This window comes from Streptomyces piniterrae, from assembly GCF_005048155.1.
GTDB classification, from domain to species: domain Bacteria; phylum Actinomycetota; class Actinomycetes; order Streptomycetales; family Streptomycetaceae; genus Streptomyces; species Streptomyces piniterrae.
The window spans coordinates 34069-51259 of sequence record NZ_SUMB01000015.1 but is presented as its reverse complement, the minus strand read 5'-3'; the positions used below and the strand labels follow the sequence as shown (position 1 = coordinate 51259).

Annotated in this window: 14 protein-coding genes; 11 read left to right on the top strand and 3 right to left on the bottom strand. The window is 71.0% G+C overall.

Annotation, left to right across the window (positions count from 1 at the left end):
- Positions 1-52 precede the first annotated feature (52 nt).
- A complete protein-coding gene (locus FCH28_RS33155) occupies positions 53-1306 on the bottom strand; it encodes a threonine aldolase family protein (protein ID WP_246103441.1) in 1254 nt (417 codons plus the stop codon).
- A gap of 257 nt (positions 1307-1563) precedes the next feature.
- Between FCH28_RS33155 and FCH28_RS33150 the strand changes: the two genes are divergently transcribed.
- From FCH28_RS33150 to FCH28_RS33105, 10 genes are all read left to right on the top strand, one after another.
- A complete protein-coding gene (locus tag FCH28_RS33150; RefSeq protein ID WP_136743930.1) occupies positions 1564-2739 on the top strand; it encodes a Rossmann-like and DUF2520 domain-containing protein in 1176 nt (391 codons plus the stop codon).
- The gene (gene panC / locus FCH28_RS33145; protein ID WP_136743929.1) at positions 2736-3938 is read left to right on the top strand and encodes a pantoate--beta-alanine ligase; all 1203 of its coding nucleotides are present in this window, start codon (positions 2736-2738) and stop codon (positions 3936-3938) included. The genes FCH28_RS33150 and panC overlap by 4 nt, the downstream gene beginning before the upstream one ends.
- Entirely contained in the window at positions 3935-5725 is a 1791-nt protein-coding gene (locus FCH28_RS33140) for an L-aspartate oxidase (RefSeq protein ID WP_136743928.1), read from the top strand. Before panC ends, FCH28_RS33140 begins: the two co-directional genes overlap by 4 nt.
- A complete protein-coding gene (gene nadC / locus FCH28_RS33135; RefSeq protein WP_136743927.1) occupies positions 5722-6765 on the top strand; it encodes a carboxylating nicotinate-nucleotide diphosphorylase in 1044 nt (347 codons plus the stop codon). Before FCH28_RS33140 ends, nadC begins: the two co-directional genes overlap by 4 nt.
- Before the next feature lie 5 nt (positions 6766-6770).
- Positions 6771-7568, top strand: a complete 798-nt coding sequence (locus FCH28_RS33130) for a type III pantothenate kinase (protein ID WP_136743926.1) — start codon at positions 6771-6773, stop codon at positions 7566-7568.
- A gap of 107 nt (positions 7569-7675) precedes the next feature.
- Positions 7676-8317 (top strand): hypothetical protein, encoded by a 642-nt coding sequence (locus FCH28_RS33125; protein ID WP_246103440.1) that lies wholly within the window; start codon positions 7676-7678, stop codon positions 8315-8317.
- 63 nt (positions 8318-8380) lie between these two features.
- Positions 8381-8560 (top strand): hypothetical protein, encoded by a 180-nt coding sequence (locus tag FCH28_RS33120; protein ID WP_136743925.1) that lies wholly within the window; start codon positions 8381-8383, stop codon positions 8558-8560.
- 190 nt (positions 8561-8750) lie between these two features.
- Positions 8751-9200, top strand: a complete 450-nt coding sequence (locus FCH28_RS33115) for a BlaI/MecI/CopY family transcriptional regulator (protein ID WP_246103455.1) — start codon at positions 8751-8753, stop codon at positions 9198-9200.
- 9 nt (positions 9201-9209) lie between these two features.
- On the top strand, positions 9210-9728 hold the full coding sequence (locus FCH28_RS33110; RefSeq protein WP_136743923.1) for an amino-acid N-acetyltransferase: 519 nt from the start codon (positions 9210-9212) through the stop codon (positions 9726-9728).
- A gap of 157 nt (positions 9729-9885) precedes the next feature.
- On the top strand, positions 9886-10221 hold the full coding sequence (locus tag FCH28_RS33105) for a histone-like nucleoid-structuring protein Lsr2 (protein WP_136743922.1): 336 nt from the start codon (positions 9886-9888) through the stop codon (positions 10219-10221).
- Here FCH28_RS33105 and FCH28_RS38740 read toward each other — a convergent pair.
- Positions 10152-10880: an SCO3374 family protein gene (locus FCH28_RS38740; RefSeq protein WP_136743921.1), complete on the bottom strand. Its 729-nt coding sequence runs from the start codon at positions 10878-10880 to the stop codon at positions 10152-10154. The genes FCH28_RS33105 and FCH28_RS38740 overlap by 70 nt on opposite strands.
- Positions 10881-11378: 498 nt before the next feature.
- Between FCH28_RS38740 and FCH28_RS33090 the strand changes: the two genes are divergently transcribed.
- Positions 11379-13904: an ATP-dependent Clp protease ATP-binding subunit gene (locus tag FCH28_RS33090; protein ID WP_136743920.1), complete on the top strand. Its 2526-nt coding sequence runs from the start codon at positions 11379-11381 to the stop codon at positions 13902-13904.
- A 105-nt stretch (positions 13905-14009) separates the two neighbouring features.
- On the opposite strand, the gene FCH28_RS33085 is transcribed toward FCH28_RS33090, so the two are convergent.
- Entirely contained in the window at positions 14010-16655 is a 2646-nt protein-coding gene (locus FCH28_RS33085) for an NACHT domain-containing protein (protein WP_136743919.1), read from the bottom strand.
- Between the last annotated feature and the right edge of the window lie 536 nt (positions 16656-17191).

The following is a 17191-nucleotide window of genomic DNA, read 5'->3' as shown; positions in this document are numbered from 1 at the left end:
GCGCGGGGAGGTAGGGGACCGCCCCGCCCCCGCCCCCCCACCCCCTAAGACCTCACGCCCGCACCCTCCCCAAGAAGTCGCGCAGCGCGGTCCGGACGTCTTCGGCTGTCCAGTCCATGGCGGATGAGCGGATCGACACCTCCGTCATGGACAGTCCGAGGGGGCCCTCCTCGAACCACTTGCGGAACAGCGTCGTTCCGGTTTCCTCCGCCTGTCGTACGCCGGCCTCGTTCAGCGCCTCGGCCGGGTGGGGCAGCCAGATCTGGAAATCGTGGGTGTGCGGTACCTCCGGGTGCACCCGGAACCACGGCACGCCGGCCTCGGCCAGCCCCTCCCGAAGCGCCTGCGCGACGACCTTCGCGTGTGCCACGTACTCCGGCAGCCGCGGCAGCTCGCGGTCGAGTCCGGTGAGCGCGGCCAGCACCGTCGGCCACTGCTGGAACAACTGCCCGCCATATCGGTGCCGCCAGGCCCGCGCCTCCTCGACGAAGTCCGTCGGGCCCGCCAGCGCGGCGCCCGATATGCCGTCCAGCGACTTGTAATAGGAGACGTAGACGCTGTCCGCGAGCGCGGCGATCTCCGGGAGCGAACGGCCGAAATGCGGGCCGCATTCCCATATTCGCGCGCCGTCGAAATGCACTGTCGCGTCATGTTCCCGCGCCGCTTCGACGAGTGCGGTCAGTTCGTCCCACTCGGGGAGCAGGTAGCCGGCGTCGCGCAGCGGGAGTTCGACGGTGAGGGTGCCGAAGGGCTCCTGGAGGTCATGGAGCTCGGCGGCGGTCGGCAGCCGTGGTTCGGTCGTGGGGTGCACCATGCGCAGCCCGCTGACCACGGCATACGCATCGCGCTCGTAGACCTCCAGATGGGAGAGCGGATGACCGGCGACCGTTGCGTTGCCCGTGCGCCCGGCCCAGCAGCGCAGCGCCACCTGCTGTGCCATCGTGCCGGTCGGGAAGAAGGCGGCGGCCTCCATTCCCAGCGCTTCGGCGGTCCGGCGCTCCAGCTCGCCGACTATGCCGTCCTCGTTGCCGTACATATCCAGCCAGCTGTCCAGGTCGTACGCGGCGGGGGCGTCGGCCAGCAGGCGGTTCAGCCGCTCGCGGATCGTCTCGCCCGACGTGCCGCCCACCAGCATCCGCTTCGAGCCGTGCCACGCCGCCAGCAGCCGCTCCCGGCCGACCGGGGAGCCGGACGAATCCGCGGCACCCCCGCTCTGCCCGTCCCCGCCGCTTTCCCCAGCTCCCCCGCTGCGCTCGCGCTCGCCCTGGTCGCGCCCCCGCGCCCGCGTCTGCCCGTTCTCGTCCAAGGCTCCGCCCCGTTCTTCCGTTCGCGCCGATGCATCGATCATGGCTCAGCGCCGTGCCGGCCCGCGACCCCTGTGGATAACTCCCGAGAATCGGAGGAAACGAGGTGGAGGAAAACCGCAGCAGAGGCGGTTTCGGGTGGGCGGGAGAGGCGCGTCTCACCCTCCGTACGGCCCAGAAGCCCCTCGGAAACACTCGCGTAGCATGGCGATGAATCGTCCGGTACCCCCCGCGGACTGGAACGGAAGGCCATCGCCGCGTGAACGCAAACCCACCCATCGAGGCCCAGGACCGCCCCGCCCGGCTCACCGTCGGAGTCGTCGGCGCAGGCCGTGTCGGGCCTGCTCTTGCCGCATCGCTGAAGCTGGCAGGGCACCGCCCGGTCGCGGTTTCCGGTGTCTCCGACGCGTCCGTGCGGCGTGCGGCGGCGCTGCTGCCCGACGTCCCGCTGGTCTCCCCGGCCGAGGTCCTCGCCCGCGCCGATCTCGTTCTGCTGACCGTCCCCGACGATGCCCTCGCCGGCCTGGTCAGCGGCCTCGCGGAGACCGGTGCCGTACGGCCGGGACAGCTGCTGGTGCACACCTCGGGGCGCTTCGGGACCTCGGTGCTGGACCCGGCGACCCGCGCCGGGGCGCTGCCGCTCGCGCTGCACCCGGCCATGACCTTCACCGGCACCCCGGTGGACGTCCAGCGGCTGGCGGGCTGCTCGTTCGGTGTGACCGCGCCCGAAGAGCTGCGGATGGCCGCCGAGGCGCTGGTCATCGAGATGGGCGGGGAGCCCGAGTGGATCGCGGAAGCGGCTCGTCCGCTCTATCACGCGGCGCTGGCCATCGGCGCGAACCACCTGGTCACGCTGGTCGCCCAGTCGATGGAGCTGCTGCGCGCGGCCGGTGTCGAGGCCCCGGACCGGATGCTCGGCCCGCTGCTCGGCGCGGCCCTGGACAATGCGCTGCGGTCCGGTGACGCGGCCCTGACCGGGCCGGTCGCGCGCGGTGACGCGGGTACCGTCGCCGCCCATATCGCCGAGCTGCGCAAGCATGCGCCGCAGAGCGTCGCCGGGTATCTCGCCATGGCCCGTACGACGGCGGACCGGGCGCTGGCCCACGGTCTGCTCAAGCCGGAACTGGCCGAGGACCTGCTGGGCGTCCTCGCCCATGTGCCCAATGCATCGGATGTGTCCGCTGCGCCTGAGGTGCTCGATGCGCCAGGTGCGTTCAGTGAGTCCAGAGACTCCAGAGAGTCCAGTGCGTCTGACACGCGGGACGACCGCGATGCCCGCGAGGCGCGTGAGGTGCGGGACGACCAGGAGGACGGCGGATCGGACGGCCGACGCGGCGAGCCCGACGCCACCCCCACCGACCCCGACGACGCCCCCGCCCCCGGCTCCGACGACGCCCCCGACCCCGACCCCGGCCCCGACGGAGGCGACCGATGACCACCCCGCCCCCGCACGCCCAGCAGGCCCCGGGTTCGCCGTCGTCCCAGTCCTCCTCGTCCTCCTCCTCCCCGTCGTCCCCGCCCCCGACCCCGCCCGTACAGCTCGTGCACACCGCGGCCGCCCTGCGCGACCTGCCGCGCCGCACCGGCCGGCGGGCCGTCGTCATGACCATGGGCGCGCTGCACGAGGGCCACGCCACCTTGATCCGCGCCGCTCGCGCCCGGGTCGGCGGGGAGGGCCAGGTCGTGGTCACCGTCTTCGTCAATCCGCTCCAGTTCGGCCCCACCGAGGACCTCGACCGCTATCCGCGCACCCTGGACGCGGATGTCGTGCTGGCCGGCGAGGCGGGCGCGGACGTCGTCTTCGCGCCGTCGGCCGACGAGGTCTACCCGGGCGGCGAGCCGCAGATCCGGATCTCCGCGGGTCCCATGGGCACCCTCCTGGAGGGCGCCAGCCGCCCGGGGCACTTCGACGGAGTGCTGACCGTTGTGGCCAAGCTGCTGCACCTCTCCGCCCCGGACGTCGCGTTCTTCGGGCAGAAGGACGCCCAGCAGCTCGCCGTCATCACACGGATGGCCGCCGACCTCAACTTCCCCGTGGAGATCGTCGGTGTCCCCACCGTCCGCGAGGACGACGGCCTGGCCCTCTCCAGCCGTAACCGCTACCTGTCCCGGGCCCAGCGGCGCACCGCGCTCGCACTGTCCGCGGCGCTGTTCGCGGCCCGCGACCGGCTCACCGCGGAGGAGGCGCTGCGGGCCCGCGCCGCCTCCGGCGGGCAGGCCGCTCAGCGCCGTTCCGCGGCGCTGGCGGCCCTCGGTGAGGACCGGGCGGCCGCCGACGCGCACGCCGTCGCGTACGCCGCCAGCGCGCTGCCGCACGGCCCGTCCGTGGCGCGCGCCGCGGCCCACACGGTCCTGGACGACGCCGCCCAGCTCGATCCGCCGCTGGAACTCGACTACCTGGCCCTGGTGGACCCGTCCGACTTCACCGAGATCACGGACGCGTACGAGGGCGAGGCGATCCTCGCGGTCGCCGCCAAGGTCGGCACCACCCGCCTCATCGACAACATCCGCCTCACCTTCGGCCCTCGGGCCGCCCCCGGGACGAAGCCCCACGCAACCACGGCAAGCCCCGCCACCCCCGCGACTCCCGCCCCACCCACCGACCCCCAAGGCCCCCTCGGAGCGACCCGATGACCGCCACTGGACCAGGCATAGACCCAGGCGCAGCCCCTGGCACCACCGGCATACGCCTGACCGCCCCCGCCCCCGGCTGGTCGATCGATGCGGATGTCGTCGTCGTGGGCTCCGGAGTGGCCGGTCTGACCGCCGCGCTGCGCTGCGCCGCCGCCGGCCGCAGGACCGTCGTCGTCACCAAGGCCCGTCTCGACGACGGCTCCACCCGGTGGGCGCAGGGCGGCATAGCGGCCGCTCTCGGCGACGGCGACAGCCCCGAGCAGCATCTGGACGACACCCTCGTCGCGGGCGCCGGACTGTGCGACGAGGCGGCCGTACGGACCCTGGTCACGGAAGGCCCGGACGCCGTCCACCGGTTGATCCGGAGCGGCGCGCGGTTCGACACCGCACCGGGCAGCGACGACATAGCGCTCACCCGTGAGGGCGGCCACCACCGCAGCCGGATCGCGCACGCCGGGGGCGACGCCACCGGGGCCGAGATCACCCGCGCGCTGGTCGAGGCGGTCCGCGCCGCCGGGCTGCGCACCATCGAGCACGCGCTGGTCCTCGACCTCCTCACCGACGCCGAGGGCCGGACGTCCGGCGTCACCCTGCATGTGATGGGGGAGGGCCAGCACGACGGCGTCGGCGCGGTGCACGCCCCGGCGGTCGTCCTGGCCACCGGCGGCATGGGCCAGGTCTTCTCCGCGACCACCAACCCGGCCGTCTCCACCGGCGACGGCGTGGCCCTCGCGCTGCGCGCCGGCGCCGAGATCTCCGACCTGGAATTCGTCCAGTTCCACCCCACCGTCCTGTATTTGGGGCCGGAAGCGGAGGGCCAGCAGCCGCTGATCTCCGAGGCGGTACGCGGCGAGGGAGCGCATCTCGTCGACGCCGACGGCGTCCGCTTCATGGTCGGGCAGCATGAACTCGCCGAGCTCGCCCCGCGCGACATCGTCGCCAAGGCGATCATGCGCCGGGCGCACGAACAGGCCACCGACCACATGTACTTGGACGCCCGGCACTTCGGCGCCGAGATGTGGGAGCAGCGCTTCCCGACCATCCTCGCCGCCTGCCGCGCCCACGGCATCGACCCGGTCACCGAGCCGATCCCGGTCGCGCCGGCCGCCCACTACGCGTCCGGCGGCGTCCGCACCGACCTGCACGGCCGGACGACCGTGCCCGGCCTCTACGCCTGCGGCGAGGTCGCCTGCACCGGCGTCCACGGCGCCAACCGGCTCGCCTCCAACTCCCTTCTGGAGGGCCTGGTGTTCGCGGAGCGGATCGCCGCGGACATCGTGGAGCGCCCCGCCCCCGAGGCGTACGCGGGAACCCCGGCCGCCCCGCCGCCCGCGGCCCTGCGCCTGCTCGCGCCGGAGACCCGTACCGAGGTGCAGCGGATCATGACCGCCGGCGCCGGTGTGCTGCGCAGCGCCCGGAGCCTGGCCAGGGCCGCCGCGGAACTCGACCGCATCCACCGCGAGGCGGCGCTGCCGGGCGAGGCGGGGCACGCCGTCGGCAAGGCCCCCGAGCCCGGCGTCGACACCTGGGAGGCCACCAACCTGCTGTGCGTCGCCAGGGTGCTGGTCGCCGCGGCGTACCGCCGTGAGGAGACCCGCGGCTGCCATTGGCGCGAGGACCACCCGGACCGGGACGATGCTTTCTGGCGCCGCCACTTCCGCATCACCCTCGACGCGGACCGCGCGCTGACCGTCCACACCACGGACACCGCCGGCTTCCCGGCGACAACCCAAGAGCCCCAGCCCGCCACCCCGACCACCTCCCCCGATACGGAGCCCACCCCGTGAGCAGCACCCCCGACGACCTCCCCCTCCTCCAGATCGGCGGGCCCTCCGACGGCCCCGGCAGCAGCGGCGGCTGCGGCGACGCCTGCGGCTGCGGCGGCGGTGACGACGGCGCCTACGAGCTGGACCCGCTCACCTGCGGTCTGGACCCCGATCTGGCCGCGCTCCTGGTGGCCGCCGGGCTCGACCCCGTCCAGGTCGAGGACATCGCGCACCTCGCCGTCGAGGAGGACCTCGACCAGGGCGTGGACGTCACCACCGTGGCGACCATCCCCGAAGACGCGGTGGCGACCGGCGACTTCACGGCCCGCGAGGCCGGCACGGTCGCCGGGCTGCGGATCGCCGAGGCGGTGCTGTCCATCGTGTGCACCGACGAGTTCGCGGTCGAGCGGCACGTCGAGGACGGCCACCGGGTCGAGGCCGGCCAGAAGCTGCTGTCCGTCACCACCCGCACCCGCGATCTGCTCACCGGCGAACGCAGCGCGCTGAACATCCTGTGCCGGCTCTCGGGCATCGCGACCGCGACCCGCCAGTGGGCCGACACCCTGGAGGGCACCAAGGCCAAGGTCCGCGACACCCGCAAGACGACTCCGGGACTGCGCTCCCTGGAGAAGTTCGCGGTGCGCTGCGGCGGTGGCGTCAACCACCGGATGTCGCTGTCGGACGCGGCACTGATCAAGGACAACCACGTGGTCGCGGCGGGCGGCGTCGCCGAGGCGTTCCGGGCCGTCCGGGCCGAGTTCCCCGGTCTGGCGATCGAGGTGGAGGTGGACCGGATCGACCAGATCCAGCCGATCCTCGCCGAGGGCGCCGACCTGATCCTGCTGGACAACTTCACGCCGGAGCAGACCCGCGAGGCCGTGGACCTGGTCGCCGGGCGCGCGCTCCTGGAGTCCTCCGGCCGGCTCACCCTCGCCAACGCCCGCGCCTACGCCGACACCGGTGTGGACTTCCTGGCGGTGGGCGCCCTGACCCACTCCTCGCCCATCCTCGACATCGGCCTCGACCTGCGCGAGGACGACGAGCCGCACGGGGACCGCTGACCGCCATGCTGCTGACCATCGACGTAGGCAACACGCACACGGTCCTCGGCCTCTTCGACGGCGAGGAGATCGTCGAGCACTGGCGGATCTCCACCGACGCCCGCCGCACCGCCGACGAGCTGGCCGTCCTCCTCCAGGGCCTGATGGGCATGCACCCGCTGCTCGGCGACGACCTGGGCGACGGCATCGAGGGCATCTCCATCTGCTCCACCGTCCCGTCCGTCCTGCACGAGCTGCGCGAGGTCACCCGCCGCTACTACGGCGACGTCCCCGCGGTCCTGGTGGAGCCGGGCGTCAAGACGGGCGTGCCGATCCTCATGGACAACCCCAAGGAGGTCGGCGCCGACCGGATCATCAATGCCCTGGCGGCGGTCGAGCTGTACGGCGGGCCCGCGGTGGTCGTCGACTTCGGTACGGCCACCACCTTCGACGCGGTCAGCGCGCGCGGCGAGTACGTGGGCGGCGTGATCGCGCCGGGCATCGAGATCTCCGTGGAGGCGCTGGGCGTCAAGGGCGCCCAGCTGCGCAAGATCGAGCTGGCCAGGCCGCGCAGCGTGATCGGCAAGAACACCGTCGAGGCGATGCAGTCCGGCATCCTCTACGGCTTCACGGGCCAGGTCGACGGGGTGGTGCACCGGATGGCGCGGGAGCTGGCCGAGGACCCGGACGAGGTGACGGTGATCGCCACCGGCGGGCTGGCCCCGATGGTGCTGGGCGAGTCCTCGGTGATCGACGCGCACGAGCCCTGGCTCACGCTGATCGGCCTGCGGCTGGTCTACGAGCGGAACATCGCCCGGTCGTGAGCGGCGGGCGGGCGGGGTGGTGCGGCCGGTGACCGCACCACCGCTCCGCACGCGCCGCTGAACACCAATTAAGTGGCTTTTGTCTGAATTGGTCGTAAAGTCGCGGCATGCCTATGCCATACGGATCCCGCGGCGGCATGGCGTTCGGCGCCGAAGAGTTGCGTGTCCTCCGTCGCGCCCTCGCCCATGCCTTGCAGTCGACGTCCCACCCCGCCCCCCTGGGCCGCCCCGACCCGCACGGGCCGGCCGGCAACCAGGACTATCTCCGGCTGGCCGAGGCGGTGGACGAGGCGGTCCGCGAAGGCGGCCGGCTGCGCGCCTTCCTGCTCGCCGACCTCGCCCGCTACCGCGACGCCCTGCCCGGCTCGGCCCCCGGCTACCTGGCGCGGCTCCAGGAGGCCCTGCGGGCCGGCTACGTCCCCGCCCCCGCCGACCTCACCGCCCTGCGCACACTCGGCGCACCGCGCGCCGGAGCGGCGGCGGGGGACCGCCGCACCGCCCTGCTCCGCCGCTGCGAGCAGCTCTCCGAGCGCTCGGCGCGCACCCGGCTGCACGCGCTGCCCGGCGGCCGCTCGGCGCACGAACCGGAGCGCGAGCGCGAACGGGAGGACGAACCGCAGCCGGCCCCGCGCCCCGAGCCGAAAACCCAGCCGAAATCCCCGCGGCCGCACCGCCCCGTCCCCACACCCGGCGAGGTGTTCCCGCCCCGCCGCAAACCCGCGCCGCCCCCCGAGAGCCGCACCGCCTGAAACGCTGCGTACCCTGACTGCGTACGCTCTGAGGCTTACGCCCTTTAAAGGAGGCCACCGGCCATGGATTACGTCGCAGCGCTGCTTCCGCCCGTAGTGATGGCCGTGGCGTTCACCGCCCTGATCGTGACGATCGTCAAGAGTCAGGGCGGCCAGAACAAATCCAAGGAAGACGCCGCCGTGGACGCCGCACTCGGCCGTGCCGAGTCCGTCGGTCAGGAACCCAAGGCACACGGAGTCTGACCGGCTCATCGGCCTGATCGGCCCGCCGTTTATTCACGCGGCATGTGCGCACCGTACGACCCGGGATTGCTCGCCTCGGGTCGTACACCTTTTTCCGGCGCAAACGCATCGAGATCAACGGGCATTCGCGACATCTCCCACTATTGTTCTTAGTGTGCCGAGAGCCTTGGGTGATCTGGAAGACGCGGTGATGACGCGGGTCTGGGAGTGGAACCGCCCGGTCACCGTTCGAGAAGTCCTGGAAGATCTGCAGAAGGAACGGTCGATCGCCTACACGACGGTGATGACCGTATTGGACAACCTGCATCAGAAGGGCTGGGTCCGCCGCGAAGCAGAAGGCCGCGCCTATCGATATGAGGCGGTCTCCACTCGCGCCGCCTACTCGGCCGCACTGATGAACGAAGCATGGTCCGCCAGTGACAACCCCGCCGCCGCTCTTGTGGCCTTCTTCGGCATGATGTCGCCGGAACAACGACAAGCTCTCCGGGATGCCGTACGGATGGTTCAGATCGATGAACGGCCGGAAGCGGACGATCCCGCGGAAGTCAGTGAACGGGAACCCGCACCGGAAGCGGAACCGGAAGGCACATCGCCCGATGGGGAAGAACCCGGATCGGGCACCGCCGGCAAGGGGCGATAGCGTCCGGGCATGCCTCCGCATTCAAATGGGCTCACCGTCCGTCGTGCCAGGACCAGCGATGTACCGGCCGTACGCCGCCTCATCGACTCCTACTCACGCGACGGCATCCTGCTCGACAAAGCCACCGTCACGCTTTACGAGGACATCCAGGAGTTCTGGGTCGCCGAACGGGACGAAGACGCCGAGGTGGTCGGCTGCGGAGCACTCCACGTCATGTGGGAAGACCTCGCCGAGGTGCGCACTCTCGCGGTGGATCCGCAGCTGAAGGGGTCCGGAGTCGGCCATCAAGTCCTGGAACAGCTGCTGCGTACCGCGCGCTGGCTCGGAGTACGGCGCATTTTCTGTCTCACCTTCGAAGTCGACTTCTTCGTCAAGCACGGCTTCGTGGAGATCGGCGAGACTCCGGTAGACGGTGATGTCTACAGCGAGCTCCTGCGTTCCTATGACGAGGGCGTTGCCGAGTTCCTCGGTCTCGAACGAGTGAAGCCCAACACCCTGGGTAACAGCCGCATGCTTCTGCACCTGTGATCAGCGTTCTATGTCCGAATCGCTCCCCTATCTCATGGGTACGGAAGCAAGTGTTCCCCGGCTGACGGGCAACTGAACCCTACCCAAGGGTTTGTGTTTTTCCCGGAAAAGCGGTTTGCTTTCTGTCGTAATCCGCATTCGATGAAAGGGAAACCCGGTGGCACAGAAGGTTCAGGTTCTTCTTGTCGACGACCTCGACGGCGGCGAGGCCGAAGAGACCGTGACGTTCGCCCTTGACGGCAAGTCCTACGAGATCGACCTCTCGGACGACAACGCGACGAAGCTGCGTGAGTCGCTCGCGGAGTTCGTGAAGGCCGGTCGCAAGACCGGTGGCCGTTCCGGCGGTCGCGGCAAGGCCCGTGCGGCTTCCACGGGCGGCAGCCAGGACACCGCGAAGATCCGTGCGTGGGCCAAGGAGAACGGCTACAGCGTCAATGACCGTGGCCGTGTGCCCGCCGACATTCGCGAGGCATTCGAGAAGGCCAACGGCTGATCGCCGCACGCGCGATCCGATTGGGCATTACGAGCACGCAGCAACCGGGCCCGGTGGCATTCCGTCGCTGCCGTGCTCACGAGTCGCACGAGATCGGGGGCGCCCCCACCGTCCCCGTTTCCCGCCCCTACCGCCGTGAGCCGCGGGGCGGGCAGGGAATTCTCCATCTCGCGGCCGGGCTCGGGAGGTCGCAACCATCCGGCGGCCTCCCAGGAGCCGAATCCGCGAGATGACGGCAGGTTTGCCGGCGGCCCGCCCGAAGGCGGCGCCGCGGTGGGGAACGATGGTGCGGGCATCCGGTCTCCGGTTCCCCGCGAGGTGAGATCCGGGGTCAGCGCACCCCACTCCAGCCATTCCAGGATTCCGGGAAGTTCCTCGGCGCCGCCGGCCGCGATGAGCATGAGCAATTTCGGCCGATGACCCATGCGATTCCCGTCGCGTCCGGACCGCAGCAGCGCCACCGGACCGGTGTACGGAATCCGCCGCAGAACCGCGCGCCCCGCGTCGGCCGGCATCTCCAGAACGTCGAAACTCAGCCCCGTGAGCAGTTCCACCGGCTCCCCGCCGGTGGTCGGCCAGCCCAGCTCGTCCTCGTACCACCGGCGGACGGCGGGAACGCCGAAGAGGGGTGCACGGGGTCGCGGAAGGGCGCGGATCATGCCCGGTGCAACTTCCGCACCCCCGCGAAGTTACGCTGGGTTGACCAGATGCCACTCAGTGTGCTCAAGGCGGGGGCGTGCCGATGCATTCGGCGGGGTGTGGATGTTCGCCCGTAGCGGATGGAAGAAGCCCGCGCCGCATGGAGTGTCAGTGGCAGCGGGTAAGACAGTCTCAGTGGGAAAAGCGGTGTGACCGCGCGTGATGGCGCGCCGCCCGGGCTGACGCCGGGCGGCTGACGGGCGTGTCGAAAAGGCCCGCGTTCGCCATCGGCGTAGTGGCGGAGGGCGTATATGCCTGGCCTGCGGGAACATCGTCTCGCACCATCGAGTTGGAGCAGATGTCAGCTGTTCGGCAGTAACTTTCCCCGCCAGCGCGGGGGTGATCCGGACGGGTGTCGGCAGTTGGAATGAGCTGTCCCGCCCTGCGGGACTAGCATGCGGAAGGACAGGGAGGGGATCGTCCCCGATCTTTCTGACCGCTCTGAGGAGCGATTAACGATGTTCGAGAGGTTCACCGACCGTGCGCGGCGGGTTGTCGTCCTGGCTCAGGAAGAAGCCCGGATGCTCAACCACAACTACATCGGCACCGAGCACATCCTCCTGGGCCTGATCCACGAGGGTGAGGGTGTCGCCGCTAAGGCCCTGGAGAGCCTCGGGATTTCGCTCGAGGCGGTCCGCCAGCAGGTGGAGGAGATCATCGGCCAGGGCCAGCAGGCCCCGTCCGGGCACATCCCCTTCACCCCCCGTGCCAAGAAGGTCCTGGAGCTGTCGCTCCGCGAGGCCCTCCAGCTCGGCCACAACTACATCGGCACCGAGCACATCCTGCTCGGCCTGATCCGCGAGGGCGAGGGCGTCGCCGCCCAGGTCCTCGTGAAGCTGGGCGCCGATCTCAACCGGGTGCGGCAGCAGGTCATCCAGCTGCTCTCCGGCTACCAGGGCAAGGAAGCCGCCACCGCCGGCGGCCCGGCCGAGGGCACCCCCTCGACCTCGCTCGTCCTGGACCAGTTCGGGCGCAACCTGACGCAGGCCGCCCGCGAGACCAAGCTCGACCCGGTCATCGGGCGCGAGAAGGAAATCGAGCGGGTCATGCAGGTGCTGTCCCGCCGTACCAAGAACAACCCGGTCCTCATCGGCGAGCCCGGCGTCGGCAAGACGGCGGTCGTCGAGGGCCTGGCGCAGGCCATCGTCAAGGGCGAGGTGCCCGAGACCCTCAAGGACAAGCACCTCTACACCCTCGACCTCGGTGCCCTGGTCGCCGGCTCCCGCTACCGCGGTGACTTCGAAGAGCGCCTGAAGAAGGTCCTCAAGGAGATCCGCACCCGCGGCGACATCATCCTGTTCATCGACGAGCTCCACACCCTGGTCGGTGCGGGCGCCGCCGAGGGCGCGATCGACGCCGCGAGCATCCTCAAGCCGATGCTGGCGCGAGGCGAGCTGCAGACCATCGGCGCCACCACGCTCGACGAGTACCGCAAGCACCTGGAGAAGGACGCGGCCCTGGAGCGCCGCTTCCAGCCGATCCAGGTCGCGGAGCCGTCGCTGCCGCACACCATCGAGATCCTCAAGGGCCTGCGGGACCGCTACGAGGCGCACCACCGCGTCTCCATCACGGACTCCGCCCTGGTCGCCGCGGCCACCCTCGCCGACCGCTACATCTCCGACCGCTTCCTGCCGGACAAGGCGATCGACCTGATCGACGAGGCCGGCTCCCGGATGCGCATCCGCCGGATGACCGCGCCGCCGGACCTGCGCGAATTCGACGAGAAGATCGCCGATGTGCGCCGGGAGAAGGAGTCCGCGATCGACTCGCAGGACTTCGAGATGGCCGCCGGCCTGCGCGACAAGGAGAAGCAGCTCCTGGCCGCCAAGGCCAAGCGCGAGAAGGAGTGGAAGGCCGGCGACATGGACGTCGTCGCCGAGGTGGACGAGGAGCTGATCGCCGAGGTCCTGGCGACGGCCACCGGCATCCCGGTCTTCAAGCTGACCGAGGAGGAGTCCTCGCGTCTGCTGCGCATGGAGGACGAGCTCCACAAGCGCGTCATCGGCCAGAAGGACGCCATCAAGGCGCTCTCCCAGGCCATCCGCCGTACCCGTGCCGGCCTGAAGGACCCCAAGCGTCCCGGTGGCTCGTTCATCTTCGCCGGCCCGTCCGGCGTCGGTAAGACCGAGCTGTCCAAGACCCTCGCGGAGTTCCTGTTCGGCGACGAGGACGCGCTGATCTCCCTCGACATGTCGGAGTTCAGCGAGAAGCACACGGTCTCGCGTCTCTTCGGTTCGCCCCCCGGCTACGTGGGCTACGAAGAGGGCGGCCAGCTGACCGAGAAGGTGCGCCGCAAGCCGTTCTCCGTCGTGCTCTTCGACGAGGTCGAGAAGGCCCACCCGGACATCTTCAACTCGCTGCTGCAGATCCTGGAGGACGGTCGGCTGACCGACTCCCAGGGCCGGGTCGTGGACTTCAAGAACACGGTCATCATCATGACGACCAACCTCGGCACCCGGGACATCTCCAAGGGCTTCAACCTCGGCTTCGCGGCCCAGGGCGACACCAAGTCCAGCTACGAGCGGATGAAGAACAAGGTCAACGAAGAGCTCAAGCAGCACTTCCGCCCCGAGTTCCTCAACCGTGTCGACGACACCGTCGTCTTCCACCAGCTGACCGAGGACGACATCATCCAGATCGTCGACCTCATGATCGCCAAGGTGGACGAGCGGCTCAAGGACCGCGACATGGGCATCGAGCTCAGCGGCGAGGCCAAGTCGCTGCTGGCCAAGCGCGGGTACGACCCGGTGCTCGGCGCCCGTCCGCTGCGCCGGACGATCCAGCGCGAGATCGAGGACTCGCTGTCGGAGAAGATCCTCTTCAGCGAGCTCCGTCCGGGCCACATCGTGGTCGTCGACGTCGAGGGCGAGGGTGACACCGCCAAGTTCACCTTCCGCGGCGAGGAGAAGGCGGCCCTGCCGGACGCCCCGCCGATCGAGTCCGCCGCCGGCGGCTCGGGCCCGAACCTGAGCAAGGACGCCTGACGCAGCACCCGCCTCATCAGGCACCGGAACTGCCCCGGAACCGCTTCGTACGGTTCCGGGGCAGTTCCATGTCACGACCGCCCACGGGCCCCGGGCCGGGCCCCGCTACAGCTGGACGACGCGGATACCGTCCGGCACGCCCGTCACCGGCGGGATCCGGTGGCCGATCCTGAGCGTGTCCAGCCGCGGGAAGCCGGACAGCCACTCCATGGAGACGCCCAGGTCGTAGGCGAGCCACAGCCGGGTCAGCCCCTCCGCTGGCGCGATGCCCTCGATCAGCTGGTCCGGGGTGAACGGCCCGGCGATCTGCACATGGGGCCGGCCGCCCAGCCGGCGCAGGGCGTGCAGCTCCTCCAGGTCGGAGACCGGGAAATACAGCTCGGCCGGCTCCAGGTGGGCGATGATCTCGCGGGCGTAGCGGGCGGTGTCATAACGCCGCCAGGCTCCGGCGAGCTGCGCCCGGATGTCGTGGTGCGCGCGGCCTCGCAGGCTCGTCAGATAGTCGATGGCCATGTCGTCGGCGATGGAGGTGGCGGTGATGGCGAGGAGGTACGCCTCGTCGTCGGGCACATCGGTGGGGTCGGGCAGCATCTCCAGCACGATCGGCCCTATCCAGCCCAGGGTGCGGGCCGCGGACGGGGTGCTGGGGCGCACCATGTCGCGGGTGAAGCGCTGGACGCGGGCGCGGACCGCGGGGTCCAGCTCGGTGGCGTGTTCCAGGCAGGCGGCCGCGAGCAGCTTGCGGTGCCGGGCCTCGGCGGCCCGTACGCCCGCGTGCGGGGCGAGCAGGCCGTCCAGGAGGGCCGCGCACTCGTCGGGCCGGGCCAGGGCCACAGCCATCCGTATGACGTCCTCCCAGTCGTCGTGGTGGGCGTGGTCGAGGAGCGGACCGAATTCGTGCCGCTGGACCATGGCGCGGGCGGAGAGATAGTCCTGGAAGGTGCGGTGCACGAAGTCGACGGTGCCGGGGGTGGGCTCGCGCAGCAGCCCGGTCCGGTTGAGCAGGTGCCGGTAGACGTCCTCGGGGCCGCCCTGACGGGCCGCGTCCGGGATGGCCGGCAGATGCTCGGCGAGCGTTTCGATCGCGACGTCCTGATCCATCTCGGAGCGGCCGTTGACCAGCATCCAGTGGGCGAGCTTCTGCAGCAGCTGGATCTTGGGCTGGCGGGGCAGATCGACGCCGTCGGTGGCGACCATCGCCCGCTCCCGGTCGCGGCGCTCCAGCAGCATGGACAGCGCGGCGTCGTAGAGCTCCTTGCGCCCGTTGGGCAGGTAGCCGCGCCGATCGCGGTGCAGGGCGCACAGCAGGCCGCGCATCAGCGGATTGGTGGCCAGCCGCCCCAGGTCGCGGGTGATGCGGACCGCGTTGAGCAGGGTGTGCTCGTAGTCGCCGAGGCGGTCCAGGTCGGCGGGGCTCTGCTGGGCGGCGGCCCGGTGCCAGCGCTGGATGAACGCGGCGACGTCCTCGCGGCTCATCGGCGCCAGGGACAGTTCGGTGAAGCCCTCGCCGGTGAGCCAGTTGCCGCGGACGGCCGAGGGCCGGGAGGTGACGACCCAGACGTTGCCGGGGTAGCGGGCGGTCCAGTCGCGGAGCCTGCGGCGGAGTTCTTCGCGGTCGCTCTCGGGGGTCTCGTCGATGCCGTCGATCAGCAGCAGGGCGCGGCCCGAGCCGAGGACGCGTTCGGTCCAGCCGGCCGGCTGGGACGCGGCGTCGCGGTAGCCGGCGGCGGTCAGGAAGGACTCCGGGGAGGGGACGCCGTCGCGGGCGAAGCGGCGTACGGGGAGCAGGAACGGCACCCGGCCGCGCAGCGCGCCCAGCGCGTCGGGCAGCTCGTCGCGGGCGGTGGCCACGGCCAGCCACTGGAGCAGGGTCGTCTTGCCGGAGCCCGCGACGCCGCGCACCAGGACCTGGCTGCGGCCGGACAGCGCCTGCTCCGCCGGGACCGGCGGTTCCCCCTGGTCCGCGGCACCGTCCGCGTCGGCCCTGGTCCCCTCGGAGTCGAGCGGGCCGGGCTCGCACTGCAGCCCCAGATAGGCGGCGTCCAGCGGCCAGCTGTCGGGGGAGTGGGTGAGGTCGATGCCGAAGATCGTCAGGTGGTTGTGGAGGACGGCGGTGTCGTGGGCGTAGCGCTCCTCGAAGGCGGCGTCCTCGGTGGCGGTGTCCTCGGTGCTGGGGGACGGCGGCCCGGCGCCGAGCGCCCCCTGGCCGTGGACCAGCTCGCTCAGGGTGCGGGTCTGCTCGACGAGGGTGCGGGCGACAAACGGTGAGCGCCGGGTGAAGAAGTGCAGGATCTGCAGGGCGGCGGCGTCCAGCAGCAGCGCGTAGAGGCGGGTTCCGTCGGCGGTCAGCCGCTCGGTGACGCCGGGTACGGTCGCGCGCAGCCGCCGGGCGAATTCGGCCGGCAGCAGCCGGGCGGCCTGCACATCGTCCATCTCGATCTCGCCGAGCGCCCGCAGCGTACGGGCGAGCGCCTCGGTGACGGCCCGGTCCTCGTCGGCGCCTATCGGCCGCTCGCCGCCGTCCTCGTCGGCGTCCCCGTCGCGCAAGGCGCGCTCGACGAGAGCCGCGGCGAGAGTGTGCAGGTCCCGCTCGGTGAGGCCGGGTTTCTCGCCGGTGAAGGAGACCAGGTGGGAGAGGTGTACGGGCCGGTCGACGAGGGCGGCGCCCGGTCCTTCGGTGTCGAACAGCGTGCGGATCAGCGGATCGAGGGCATACGGCGTGAGGCGGGCGGCGATGATCGTGGGATCCATGCGTTCCCCGTAACTGCGTTTCAGGCCAAGGCGGTTGGCGGCGGGACAGGCACTCAGCCTAGGCGAGGGGGCGGGAGGGGGGATCCCCCTGCGGCCGCAGGAGCCACGGGGAGGGCAGACGCAGGACGGCGAGCGCCCATTTACTGGCAATTCGGACATTTCTCGGCCTTTGGGTAATCCACCTCACAAAGGCTTGGTAACCCAGGTCACAAGAGCTCGGTAATCCACGTCACAACGGCCCGGTAATCCACGTCACAAAGCCTTCGGTAATCCACGTCACAAGGGTTTGAGTAACCCGCGTCACAGGGTCTTTGGTCCCCCGTGGGCGCGTAAATGGCCCGCGGAAAGCCATTTGATCTCGCATAGCCGTGACGTGCCGCACACCCGATTTTGGCCCTACTAAAAGAAATAGGGGAACTGCGGCGCGGGGATCCGGGGCCTTCGGCGGCCGGGTGCGGGGGGCGTGCCGAGGGGGCGCGGCGGACCGCCGGCCGGCCTCGGCGTATATGGGTAAATGGCCAGTTCAATGGGGGTAC